This window comes from Blautia sp. OM07-19 (assembly GCF_003481595.1).
Taxonomy (GTDB): Bacteria; Bacillota; Clostridia; order Lachnospirales; family Lachnospiraceae; genus Blautia_A; species Blautia_A intestinihominis.
Genome location: NZ_QULA01000021.1, coordinates 13,015 through 25,771, shown reverse-complemented (window position 1 = coordinate 25,771; position 12,757 = coordinate 13,015). Strand labels below are relative to the sequence as shown.

Sequence of the window (12,757 nt, the reverse complement as noted above, 5' to 3'; positions counted from 1 at the left end):
TTATGAAAACAGAGATCACAGAATTATTAGGAATTGAATATCCGGTGATCCAGGGTGGCATGGCATGGGTTGCGGAATGTCATCTGGCAGCAGCTGTATCCAATGCAGGCGGTCTTGGACTGATTGCAGCAGGCGGTGCGCCGGCAGAATGGGTCAGAGAGCAGATCCGTGAGACAAAGAAACTGACAGACAAACCGTTTGGTGTCAATATCATGCTGATGAATCCGGAATCAGAAAAAGTTGCTAAGGTTATCGTGGAGGAAGGCGTCAAAGTCGTTACCACAGGAGCCGGAAGCCCTGAGAAATACATGGCAGACTGGAAAGCAGCCGGAGTCAAAGTTATCCCGGTCGTTGCATCCGTAGCACTTGCAAAACGTATGGAACGCTGCGGTGCAGATGCGGTTGTTGCCGAAGGCTGTGAGGCAGGCGGCCATATCGGAGAGCTTACCACAATGGTACTGGTTCCGCAGGTCGTTGACGCAGTGAAGATTCCGGTGATCGCAGCAGGCGGTATCGCAGATGGCAGAGGAATGGCAGCAGCATTCATGCTTGGCGCAAAAGGAATCCAGATGGGAACCGTTTTTGCAGCATCCAAAGAATCTGTGATCCATGAAAATTATAAAAACAGCATCATCAAAGCAAAAGACATCGACAGTCGTGTAACAGGAAGAAGCACCGGACATCCGATCCGTGTTCTCCGTAACGACATGGTCCGCAGATATCTGGAACTGGAAAAAGCAGGCGCACCGTTTGAGGAACTGGAACAGCTTACTCTGGGAAGCCTCAGAAAAGCCGTTCAGGAAGGTGATGCAAAGAACGGAAGCCTGATGGCAGGTCAGATTGCAGGCATGATCAAAGAGGAACGTTCCTGTGAAGACATCATCAAAACAACTGTTGTCGATGCAGGCAAGCTGATGAACGGGGTAAATGCAGATGAGTAAGATCGCTTTTATTTATCCGGGACAGGGCGCACAGGCAGTTGGAATGGGAAAGGATTTTTATGAAAAAAGTCCTCTGTCCAAAGCCGTTTTTGATCAAGCATCTGAAGCGGTAGATCTTGACCTTAAGAAACTTTGTTTCGAAGAAAATGATCTTTTGGACAAAACAGAATATACACAGGTAGCGATGGTAACAGCCTGTCTTGCAATGACGAGAGCTGTCGAAGCAATGGGACTTCATGCGGATATGACAGCGGGCTTAAGCCTTGGTGAATACTGTGCGATCGCAGTGGCAGGCGGAATGTGCGACATGGATGCAGTACGCACTGTTCGCTCCAGAGGGGTTTTTATGGAACATGCAGCACCGGAAGGAACCGGGGCAATGTCCGCAGTACTCGGACTTGATGCAGCAGTCATTGAGGATGTCTTAAATGGCAGAGAGGGCGTTTCCATTGCAAACTACAACTGCCCGGGACAGATTGTCATTACCGGTGAAGCGAAAGCAGTTGCCGAGGCGGGAACAGCTCTCAAAGAGGCAGGTGCAAGAAGGGTACTTCCGCTTAAAGTAAGTGGACCTTTCCATTCACCGATGATGAGACCGGCAGGAGAAGAACTGGCGAAGGTTTTTGCTGGAGTCAGTATGAATCCCCTGAAAGTTCCGTATGTGGCGAACATCAACGCAGAGGTAATTACAGACTGCGGAAAGATCGAAGAACTTCTGGTAGCGCAGGTCAGCGGATCTGTCCGCTGGCAGCAGAGTGTGGAGACCATGATCCGCGAAGGCGTGGATACCTTCGTAGAGATCGGACCGGGCAAAACACTGACAGGATTCCTTCGAAAGATCGATAAAAATGTAAAATCCTATCACATTGGAAGCTGGGAAGAAGCTGTTTCGGTGTGTGAGGAACTTAAATAAGGAGAAAATAAGTGGCAGAGCAGAATAAAAAGAAAGTTGCTGTTGTAACAGGTGCTTCCAGAGGGATCGGAAGAGCCATTGCCCTGGAACTTGCGTCGAGAGGTGCAACAGTTGTGATCAATTATAACGGTTCTGAGGAACGCGCAAAGGAAGTACAGAAAGAGATCGAGGAAAAAGGCGGCGAAGCAGAGATCAGACAGTGGAATGTCGCTGATTTTGCATCCTGTGAAAGTGCCGTAAAAGATATTGTAAAAACTCATGGAAGCATCGATATTCTGGTAAACAATGCCGGGATCACAAAAGATGGTCTTTTGATGGGAATGTCTGAAGCAGATTTTGACAACGTGATCGATGTCAACCTCAAGGGAACTTTCAATATGATGCGTTTTGTTTCCAGACAGATGCTCCGCCAGCGCAGCGGACGTATCATCAGCATGGCATCTGTAGTTGGAATTGCCGGAAATGCAGGACAGGCAAACTACGCGGCATCCAAGGCAGGGATCATCGGCATGACAAAGAGTGCGGCGAGAGAACTTGCATCCCGTGGAATTACTGTAAATGCAGTGGCACCGGGATTTATTGAGACAGAAATGACAGCAGTATTATCCGAAGAAGTAAAAAAAGCATCTGCCGCACAGATTCCGCTCGGACATTTTGGCAAGCCGGAGGATATCGCAAAAACAGTCGCTTTTCTGGCATCTGACGATGCTGCATACATCACAGGACAGGTAATTCAGGTCGATGGAGGAATGGTCATATGAGTAAGAGAAGAGTCGTTGTCACCGGACTTGGTGCAGTTACCCCTATTGGAAATAATGTAAAGGATTTCTGGGCAGGGATCCGCGAGGGAAAAGTTGGCATCGGACCGATCACGAAGTTTGATACCACCGATTACAAAGTAAAGATTGCCGCAGAGGTGAAGGATTTTAACGCAAAAGACCATATGGATCCGAGATCTGCGAGACGTATGGATCCGTTCTGCCAGTATGCAGTGACGGCAGCAAAAGAAGCCCTGGAAGATTCCGGGATCGATATGGAAAAAGAAGATTCTTTCCGCGCAGGCGTGATCGTTGGCTCCGGTATCGGAAGTCTTCCGCAGGTAGAGAATAACTATGAAAAAATCCTCACCAAAGGACCTGGAAAAGTAAATCCTCTGATGGTACCGATGATGATCTCCAACATGGCAGCAGGAAATATCTCCATTCAGTTCGGACTCCGCGGCAAATGTACAGATGTTGTGACAGCCTGTGCTTCCGGAACTCATAGCATTGGTGATGCATTCCGCGCGATCCAGTACGGGGATGCCGAGATCATGCTGGCAGGTGGAACGGAAAGCTGTATCTGCCCGACAGGTGTTGCAGGTTTTACTGCCCTTACTGCCCTTACCAAAACAGAAGATGCCGCAAGAGCATCTATCCCGTTTGACAAAGACAGAAGTGGTTTTGTGCTTGGTGAAGGTGCCGGCATCGTGGTCCTTGAGGAACTGGAGCATGCGAAGGCAAGAGGCGCAAGGATCTACGCCGAGCTTGTCGGTTACGGTGCAACAGCTGATGCTTTCCATATCACTTCTCCGGCAGAGGACGGAGCAGGCGCAGCAAGAGCAATGGAACTGGCAATGGAAGAAGCCGGCGTACAGCCATCTGAGGTGGAATACATCAACGCACATGGAACAAGCACGCACCACAACGACCTGTTTGAGACAAGAGCGATCCACAAGGCATTTGGAGATGCGGCAAAAAATCTGGTTGTAAATTCAACCAAATCCATGATCGGACATCTGCTCGGTGCAGCTGGCGGTGTGGAATTTGTAACATGTGTAAAATCTCTGGAAGAGGGATTTATCCATCAGACCGTTGGAACCACAGAGCCGGATGAAGAGTGTGACCTGAATTATGCGATCGGTGCTCCGGTGGAAAAAGAGATCCGCTATGCAATGAGCAATTCTCTTGGTTTCGGCGGACACAATGCGACACTTCTTGTGAAGAAATACGAGGGTTGATAGATTATGGAGTTTGAAAATCTTCTTATATTAATAAAAACAGTATCAGATTCTGAACTGACAGATTTTGCTTACGAAGAAAACGGAACCAGCATTCATCTGAAGAAGAAAAAAGAAATGGTAGTGGTTGCAGGAAATCAGCCGGATGTGCCGATCGCGGGTCTTGCAGCAGCACAGGCAGCAGCCAGTCCGGCGACTGTAAATGCTGAAACTGTACAGGCAGCGTCCAGCGAGCCGGAGGGTATGATCGTAAAATCTCCTCTGGTGGGAACTTTTTATGCAGCACCGTCTGAGGATGCAGATCCGTTTGTTTCTGTTGGTGATCAGGTGAAAAAAGGCCAGACACTTGCCATCGTGGAAGCGATGAAACTGATGAACGAGATCGAAAGCGATTTCGACGGAAAAGTTGCAGAGATTTATGTGCAGAACGGACAGGCAGTGGAGTATGGACAGCCGTTGTTCCGGATTGTGTGAAGTAACTGGGGAGTATAGATCATGAATAAATTAGGTGTAAAAGAAATTGAACAGATTCTTCCTCACAGACATCCATTTCTTCTGGTGGATTATATCGAGGATTATGAACCGGGCAAATTTGCCGTCGGTTATAAATGTGTGACATTCCGTGAGGACTTTTTCAGGGGACATTTCCCGCAGGAACCGGTCATGCCGGGTGTTCTGATGGTGGAAGCTCTTGCGCAGACAGGAGCTGTAGCAATCCTGAGCCTTGAAGAAAACAAAGGCAAGATCGCATATTTTGGCGGGATCAAAAACTGCAGATTCCGTGGAAAAGTTGTCCCGGGAGACAAGCTTCGACTGGAAACGACAATTATCAAATGCAAAGGACCGGTAGGTGTCGGTCATGCAGTTGCAAGTGTCGACGGCAAAGTGGTAGTTGATGCAGAACTGACTTTTATGATTGGATAGGTGACACACTATGATTAAAAAAGTGCTGATCGCGAATCGAGGGGAGATCGCGGTGCGGATCATCCGCGCATGCAGAGAAATGGGAATAGAGACAGTGGCTGTTTATTCAGAAGCGGACAGAGATGCGCTTCATACACAGCTTGCGGATGAGGCAGTCTGTATCGGACCGGCACCGTCATCCCAGAGCTACCTCAGCATGGAAAATATCATCAGTGCGACGATCGTTACAGGAGCCGATGCAATCCATCCGGGATTTGGTTTCCTTTCCGAAAACAGTCGTTTTGCAGAGCTTTGTGAGCAGTGTAATATTACTTTTATCGGACCGCCATCCAGTGTGATCGCAAGTCTTGGAAATAAACAGGCGGCAAAAAACACGATGGCAAATGCAGGTGTTCCGATCATTCCCGGCGGTAAAAATCCAATCTACACAGTAGAAGAGGGAATGAAAGAAGCAGAAACGATCGGGTATCCGGTCATCATCAAGGCTGCTCTCGGAGGCGGCGGCAAAGGAATGCGAGTTGCTGACACTCTGGCAGATTTTGAAGAAAGTTTCCGTACTGCACAGAAAGAAACGCAGATGGCTTTTGGCGATTCCACGATGTATGTGGAACATTTTGTGCGTCATCCGAGACATATCGAGTTTCAGATCATGGCAGATAAGTTTGGAAATGTGATCCATCTGGGAGAGCGTGACTGCTCCATCCAGCGAAATCATCAGAAGATGATCGAGGAGTCTCCGTGCGAGGTGATCTCCGATGATCTTCGTGCCAGAATGGGTGAAGCAGCAGTAAAAGCGGCAAAAGCAGCCGGGTATGAAAATGCCGGAACGATTGAATTCCTTCTTGATAAAGACGGCAGATTTTATTTCATGGAAATGAATACCCGAATCCAGGTGGAACATCCGGTCACAGAGTGGGTGACTGGCGTGGATCTTGTCAAAGAGCAGATCCGTATCGCTTCCGGACTTCCGCTTTCCTGCAAGCAGGAAGATATTCATCTGACCGGTCATGCGATCGAATGCAGGATCAATGCCGAAAACCCGTCCAAAGGTTTTCGACCGTCACCGGGAACGATTACAGACATGTATTTTCCGGGTGGAAAAGGAATCCGTATTGATTCTGCCGTGTACAGTGGATATACGATCCCGCCGTATTATGATTCCATGATCGCGAAGGTGATCGTGTGGGCAAAGAACCGTACCGAAGCGATCCGTAAGATGCAGAGTGCACTTGGTGAAGTGATCATTGAGGGGATCGACACCAACGTGGACTACCAGTATGAAATCCTGGAACACCCGGATTTTCAGTCCGGGAATACGGATGTAGAGTTTATCGAACGGATGGAAAGCGAAGCGCAACAAGAGAAGAGAGTGGGTTAATTAGATATAACAGGAGTTGAGCGACCATGAAGTTGGACAACATGTTCAAAAAGACAAGAATTGTTTCCAGAATACAGAGCCATAATGCAGCCCGTGCTTCCAGACCGGAAGTGCCGGAAGGACTTCTTCGCAAATGCAACAAGTGCGGAGCGGCGATCATTGCAGAAGATGTAAAACAGGGGAATTATATCTGTCCGAAGTGTGGAGGATATTTTCGTATCCATGCATACCGAAGGATTCAGATGGTCATTGATGAGGGAACTTTTGAAGAGTGGGATCATGATCTGACTGGTGGAAATCCTGTAAACTACAAAGGTTATCCGGAAAAAGTGCAGGCACTTCAGGAGAAAACAGGACTTAAAGAAGCTGTTGTCACAGGCAGGGGCAAAATAAACGGCAGAGAGACAGTGATCGCAGTCTGCGACGGAAGATTTCTGATGGCGAGCATGGGCTGGGCTGTCGGTGAAAAGATCACCAGAGCAGTAGAGCGTGCAACGGAAGAAAAACTTCCGGTCATCATTTTTGCCTGTTCCGGCGGAGCCAGAATGCAGGAAGGCATTACATCTCTGATGCAGATGGCAAAGACATCGGCGGCACTGGAACGCCACAGTAAAGCAGGATTACTTTATGTGAGTGTTTTGACGGAACCTACGACTGGAGGTGTGACGGCAAGTTTTGCAATGCTGGGAGATATCATTCTGGCAGAACCGGGAGCACTGATCGGATTCGCAGGACCGCGTGTCATTGAGCAGACGATCCGCCAGAAACTGCCGAAGGGATTTCAGAGAGCAGAATTTCTTGTAGAGCACGGTTTTGTGGATGACATTGTAAGACGTGAGGATCTGAAAGAAACACTTGGAAAGATCCTGGAGATGCATGAGGGGCAGAGCGCAGACAGTACTTCGGAAAATGAAAAAGCTTCTTATATAAATAAGGATGAATTTTCACCGAAATCCGATGTTGCCCACGCAGGCATCAACCCGTACCTCACAGCCTGGGAACGTGTCCAGCTTTCACGAAAGACAGACCGTCCGTCCGGCAGTGATTATATAGAAGCACTTTTTACTGATTTCATGGAATTCCACGGAGACCGAAACTACGGAGATGACAGGGCAGTTATCGGCGGGATCGCAAAATTCCATGGAAGACCAGTCACTGTCATCGTGCAGGAAAAAGGAACCAACACAAAAGAAAATATCGCGCACAACTTTGGCATGCCGATGCCGGAAGGATACCGCAAAGCTCTTCGTCTGATGAAACAGGCAGAGAAATTTCACCGACCGGTCATCTGTTTCGTGGATACCCCGGGAGCATTTTGCGGGATCGAGGCAGAAGAACGGGGACAGGGCGAGGCAATTGCCTGTAATCTCTGGGAACTTGCCGGACTGAAAACGCCGGTTCTGTCCATTGTAACAGGCGAAGGCGGCAGCGGCGGTGCACTTGCACTTGCGGCCGGAGATCAGGTATGGATGCTGGAAAACTCCGTGTATTCCATTCTTTCACCGGAAGGGTTCGCAAGCATTCTCTGGAAAGACAGCACCAAAGCCAAAGAAGCTGCAGCAGTTATGAAACTGACAGCATCTGACCTTTACCAGAAAGGAATCATCGAGCAGGTGATCCCGGAACCGGAGAATCTGACTCCTGAAAGTCTGTGGCAGGTGACTGAGCGGCTGGATGACAGAATCCGTGCTTTTCTTAAGCAGTATACAGTTCTGTCAGAAGAAGAACTCCTTGAAATGAGATATGCGCGTTTTCGCAAATTCTGATAAATTTCATAAAAAAGAAACGTAGGACAGAATCCGCAATGTGTGACAAAATCGAACATATTGCGGATTTTGGCTATATAAAAAAGACCGGATCTGGGATATAATGGATAATGAATTAAAAGATAACCAGGGTAAGGAGGAACTGTTTCATGAAAGAAGTGAAATCACCAAAGAAGCCATTGCTTTATTATTACGGAATCGTGCTTCTGGTCCTTGTCATTTTTAACGTGATCGTGACACCGATGATCACGAAGAGCATGGTCAGGGAAGTAGATTATGGAACTTTTATGTCAAAGATTGAAGACAAAAAGATTGAGGATGTCCAGATTGAGGACAATCAGATCCTTTTTACAGACAAGGATGACTCGAATATCGTTTACAAAACAGGTGTGATGGACGACCCGACTCTGACAGAGCGTCTTTACGATGCCGGAGCGAAGTTTTCCAAGGAGATCGATCAGCAGATATCACCGCTGGCAAGTTTCCTGCTCACAGGTATTCTTCCGCTGGTGATCTTTATCGCACTTGGCCAGTATATGGGCCGCAAAATGATGAACCAGGCGGGCGGCAAGAATTCTATGGCATTTGGAATGGGAAAAAGCAACGCCAAGGTTTATGTACCATCAACCGAAGGAATTCATTTCAGCGATGTTGCAGGTGAGGAAGAAGCAAAAGAAAATCTTCAGGAAATCGTTGATTATCTTCACAATCCGGAAAAATACACCAAAGTCGGTGCTTCCATGCCGAAAGGAGTCCTGCTCGTAGGCCCTCCAGGTACTGGTAAGACTATGCTGGCAAAAGCGGTAGCCGGAGAGGCTGATGTACCGTTCTTCTCCATGTCCGGTTCTGAATTTGTCGAGATGTTCGTCGGAATGGGCGCATCCAAAGTCCGTGATCTTTTCAGCCAGGCAAAAGAAAAGGCTCCTTGTATCGTATTTATCGACGAAATCGATGCCATCGGCAAGAAACGTGACGGTCAGATGGCAGGTGGCAATGATGAACGTGAGCAGACTCTGAACCAGCTTCTTACAGAGATGGATGGTTTTGGAGGAAACAATGGTGTTATCATTCTGGCAGCGACCAACCGTCCGGAATCTCTTGACCCGGCATTGACTCGTCCGGGACGTTTTGACCGCCGTGTACCTGTGGAACTTCCGGATCTTGAAGGCCGTGAAGCAATCCTTAAAGTACATGCAAAGAAAGTTCAGCTTTCTGATGATGTAGATTTCCATACGATCGCAAGAATGGCATCCGGAGCTTCCGGTGCGGAACTTGCCAATATTGTCAATGAAGCAGCTCTTCGTGCAGTCCGCGGCAACCGCGAAGTTGTGACGGAAGCAGACCTTGAAGAGAGCATCGAAGTCGTTATCGCAGGATACCAGAAGAAAAATGCCGTACTTTCCGATCAGGAGAAGAGAGTTGTCGCATATCACGAGATCGGACATGCGCTTGTCGCAGCAATGCAGACACATTCCGCACCTGTCCAGAAGATCACGATCATTCCGAGAACTTCCGGTGCACTTGGTTATACCATGCAGGTAGAACAGGGGGATAAATACCTTCTGACAAAGAAAGAACTGGAAAACAAGATCGCGACTTTTACCGGTGGACGTGCCGCAGAGGAAGTTGTATTCGGCGAAGTGACCACAGGTGCTTCTAATGATATCGAGCAGGCGACCAAGATCGCACGTTCTATGATCACCCGTTATGGTATGAGCGATGATTTTGACATGGTGGCAATGGAAACGGTGACAAATCAGTACCTTGGTGGTGATGCATCTCTGGCATGCTCCGCAGATACGCAGAAAGAGATCGACCGTCAGGTAGTTGAACTCGTCAAGAGAGAACATGAAAAAGCGAAAAAGATCCTTCTGGACAACCGCCAGAAACTTGATGAACTTTCTAATTATCTCTATGAAAAAGAGACGATCACGGGAGATGAGTTCATGGCGATCCTGAACGGAAGCGAAACAAAGGAGGCGAACGATCATGAGAAGACAGTCTGACATTGGATGGACAGAACTGATCTTGGGAATCGTTCTGATCATTCTTGGGATTTTTATCATTAAACAGCCGGTAGGCATTATTACCTGGATCGTAGTACTGTGTGGACTGATCGCAGTTTTCAGTGGAATCGCTGATATCGTTCTGTATGTTAAAATGGAACGTTTCACCGGTTTCGGACCGATCATTTCCCTTGTGACTGGAATTCTGGGTATCATGGCAGGTTTTATGCTGATGGTACATCCGAGTGCAGGAACCTGGGCGATCGCAATGCTCCTTCCGATCTGGATCATTGCACACTGTATTTCCAGACTTTCGCATCTGCAGTATATGAAGATGCATTTTGGAAGTACTTACTACACACTTTCCCTGATCCTGAATATTCTTGGGCTGATCGTCGGAATTATGCTGGTGTTCCGGCCGATGGTCACGATTCTTTCCATGGGAGTGCTGGTTGGCTCTTATCTGATCCTTGAGGGGATTGAGTGTGTAGTGACAGCATTCAGTGGAAAAAGATATTATCGTTGATCACAAAATCTTCACAACTACTTTAAAGTAAAATTAAAGTTCCACCTGTATAGTGTACTTATCGAAACGTACACAGAAAGGTGGAACTTTTTTATGAAGAAAAAATATGTAGCAGTAATGTTAGGATTAGTATTAAGTATGTCAACAGCAAGCGTTTACGCAGCAGGAAGCTCCGCAGCGACAGCGGCAGAATCTACCGATAGTTCCTCGGACAGAAGCCGTCAGCTCAACATTAAAAGTCGGAAATCTTTCCCTTGACTGCACCACCTTTGAACTAAAATCCCCCACAGATGCGTGCAGACTGCCAAACAAGGAGTTTCAGGTCATGGAACTCCTTGCGGCAAACCCGAGTCAGGTGCTCTCAACAGACCGTAACGTGGAGATCAAAGCAGCACGAGGACAGGGCTATTATCTGGAGATACAGTCATGATACGGGATTTAAGAAAAAATTTATTCTAGTGGCAATGCTTTCGACCATGCTGGTGCTCACCGCCATCATGGGCGTTGTCAATTTCAGCAATTACAGAGAAATGCTGGACCGTGCAGATGAAATGACAGCACTTCTCGAACAGAACGACGGGAAATTCCCGGAGGAGCCGTCACGGCATGAGCAGGACGACACAGAGACTCCACCGGCGAAACCAGAGAATGATGAAAAAGACAAGAGTCGTTTTTCTGTGGAGACACCATTTGAGACGCGCTATTTTACTGTGACTGTGGATGAGAACGGAGAAGTCACAGACTGTGATCTGGACAGGATCGCAGCGGTTGATGAGGAGACTGCCGAGGAATACACACAGACAGCTCAGCAAAAAAACAAAACCACAGGATTCCAGGGAATCTACCGCTACAGAGTGACGGAGACAGAAGACGGAGCAAAATACGTCTTTCTGCTGGTAGTGATCTTTTCCAGGATGGTATTCCGACCGGTAGAAGAGAGTATCCAGAAACAGAAACGCTTTATCACAGACGCGAGCCACGAGCTCAAGACACCACTGACGATCATCGATGCAAACACAGAGGTCATGGAAATGGAAAGCGGAGAATCCCAGTATCACGGCAGAGAACAAAAATGGCAGAGGATTAACGATTACCGTTATCTTATAAAAAAGGATCAGAGACGAAAAAATACCCGATGGACAAACTGCCCGCCGGGTATTTTTTCATTTTATTAAAAGAAAGTTTGGATTACAGTATATCATCTCTGCGGATATATCCAGGATGTCCCTCCTCAGCAATGATCTCATTGCCATGGATAACCCTGGCCCATTTATCCATAACCTGATTCTCAATGTGTGCATTCTCACCAACTACAGTATGAGCAAGTACAACACTGTTCTTAACGACAGCACCAGGTTTGATCTGGCAGCCACGTCCGATTACGGAGTTCTCTACGGTTCCTTCGATGATGCAGCCGTTGGAGATAACGGAATTCTTAACATCTGCTCCCTCAAGATACTGAGTCGGGCAGGAATCGTTGGTTCTGGTGTAGATTGGCCATTCCGGATTGAACAGTCCCTCAGCAGTCTTGATATCGATCAAAGAGAGGTTTGCATTGTAATAACTGTTAAAGTCAGTGATAGATGCAAAGTATCCTCTGTGTGCAATACCACGGATATCCAGATCTCCAAGAGAAGCTGCTACGATCTGCGGCAGAGTGTACATGGAAGAGATCTTTTTGGCTTTTTTGATGAGGTCAATGAAAAGCTCTTTGTTCATGATATAGGTATCCATGAAGATATTGCGTTTCTGAGCACTTCCGCGGTTCTTTTCGATGGATTCGACACCTTTCTGCTTGTTCAGGTTCAGGATATCGCAGTTCAGAAAAGATTCTCTTGCGTTATCAACGGAATGATACAGAAGAGAAATGTCCGCACCGGAATCAATATGTGCCTGAAGAAGTTCACTGTAGTTTGCAGCGTATACCATGTAAGCAGGAGCGATGATCACATAGGGTTCATGCATACGCTCGATGAATTCAAGGTTTTCAGCGAAAGCTGCGATATCTGTATTGTATACATCGTTCTCTGAGCTGTTCTGGGAGAACATAAGCTGGAGTTTACCACGCTTGGAGTTGATGTTGTAATGACGGCCGGTTCCGAGGTGCTCTACCAGAGAACGCGGTTTGTTCTTTACATATACCTGAATGCGGTCGATGCCGCTGTTGCTCATATTTGAAATAGGAAAGTCGATGACACGATATCTTCCAAGGAAGGAGAAAGCACCGATCGGACGATACTGCTGAAGTCCTCCTACATTAACATGGGATCCGGAAGATGTGACAATTCCAAATGCTCTTGCCAT

The 12,757-nt window shown here is 47.5% G+C and carries 13 protein-coding genes; 12 read left to right on the top strand and 1 reads right to left on the bottom strand.

What is annotated here, in order from left to right; all coding sequences use genetic code 11:
- Positions 1–2: 2 nt before the first annotated feature.
- From fabK to DXC01_RS13575, 12 genes are all read left to right on the top strand, one after another.
- Positions 3–941: an enoyl-[acyl-carrier-protein] reductase FabK gene (fabK, locus tag DXC01_RS13625; protein ID WP_022215487.1), complete on the top strand. Its 939-nt coding sequence runs from the start codon at positions 3–5 to the stop codon at positions 939–941.
- Complete coding sequence (gene fabD / locus DXC01_RS13620; protein ID WP_118699130.1) at positions 934–1,854, top strand: ACP S-malonyltransferase; 921 nt, start codon at positions 934–936, stop codon at positions 1,852–1,854. Before fabK ends, fabD begins: the two co-directional genes overlap by 8 nt.
- Positions 1,855–1,865: 11 nt before the next feature.
- Complete coding sequence (gene fabG, locus DXC01_RS13615) at positions 1,866–2,615, top strand: 3-oxoacyl-[acyl-carrier-protein] reductase (RefSeq protein ID WP_118699106.1); 750 nt, start codon at positions 1,866–1,868, stop codon at positions 2,613–2,615.
- The gene (gene fabF, locus DXC01_RS13610; protein ID WP_118252330.1) at positions 2,612–3,853 is read left to right on the top strand and encodes a beta-ketoacyl-ACP synthase II; all 1,242 of its coding nucleotides are present in this window, start codon (positions 2,612–2,614) and stop codon (positions 3,851–3,853) included. Before fabG ends, fabF begins: the two co-directional genes overlap by 4 nt.
- 6 nt (positions 3,854–3,859) lie before the next feature.
- Complete coding sequence (gene accB / locus DXC01_RS13605; RefSeq protein ID WP_118699105.1) at positions 3,860–4,327, top strand: acetyl-CoA carboxylase biotin carboxyl carrier protein; 468 nt, start codon at positions 3,860–3,862, stop codon at positions 4,325–4,327.
- A 21-nt stretch (positions 4,328–4,348) separates the two neighbouring features.
- On the top strand, positions 4,349–4,777 hold the full coding sequence (gene fabZ, locus DXC01_RS13600) for a 3-hydroxyacyl-ACP dehydratase FabZ (RefSeq protein ID WP_118252329.1): 429 nt from the start codon (positions 4,349–4,351) through the stop codon (positions 4,775–4,777).
- Between the two features lie 10 nt (positions 4,778–4,787).
- Positions 4,788–6,155, top strand: coding sequence for an acetyl-CoA carboxylase biotin carboxylase subunit (locus DXC01_RS13595; protein ID WP_118699104.1), 1,368 nt, complete (start codon positions 4,788–4,790; stop codon positions 6,153–6,155).
- A gap of 26 nt (positions 6,156–6,181) precedes the next feature.
- Positions 6,182–7,921: an acetyl-CoA carboxylase carboxyltransferase subunit alpha gene (locus DXC01_RS13590; protein WP_118699103.1), complete on the top strand. Its 1,740-nt coding sequence runs from the start codon at positions 6,182–6,184 to the stop codon at positions 7,919–7,921.
- Positions 7,922–8,070: 149 nt separating this feature from the next.
- Positions 8,071–9,927 (top strand): ATP-dependent zinc metalloprotease FtsH, encoded by a 1,857-nt coding sequence (gene ftsH, locus DXC01_RS13585; RefSeq protein ID WP_118699102.1) that lies wholly within the window; start codon positions 8,071–8,073, stop codon positions 9,925–9,927.
- Positions 9,911–10,453 carry an HdeD family acid-resistance protein gene (locus DXC01_RS13580; RefSeq protein ID WP_118252325.1) on the top strand — a complete coding sequence of 181 codons (543 nt, stop codon included), beginning with the start codon at positions 9,911–9,913 and terminating at the stop codon, positions 10,451–10,453. The genes ftsH and DXC01_RS13580 overlap by 17 nt, the downstream gene beginning before the upstream one ends.
- Before the next feature lie 93 nt (positions 10,454–10,546).
- Positions 10,547–10,711, top strand: a complete 165-nt coding sequence (locus DXC01_RS20150) for a hypothetical protein (RefSeq protein ID WP_158583636.1) — start codon at positions 10,547–10,549, stop codon at positions 10,709–10,711.
- A gap of 206 nt (positions 10,712–10,917) precedes the next feature.
- On the top strand, positions 10,918–11,628 hold the full coding sequence (locus DXC01_RS13575; RefSeq protein ID WP_243111627.1) for a histidine kinase dimerization/phospho-acceptor domain-containing protein: 711 nt from the start codon (positions 10,918–10,920) through the stop codon (positions 11,626–11,628).
- Positions 11,629–11,641: 13 nt separating this feature from the next.
- Here the strand turns inward: DXC01_RS13575 and glgD are convergent, their stop codons facing one another.
- Complete coding sequence (gene glgD / locus DXC01_RS13570; RefSeq protein WP_022215474.1) at positions 11,642–12,757, bottom strand: glucose-1-phosphate adenylyltransferase subunit GlgD; 1,116 nt, start codon at positions 12,755–12,757, stop codon at positions 11,642–11,644.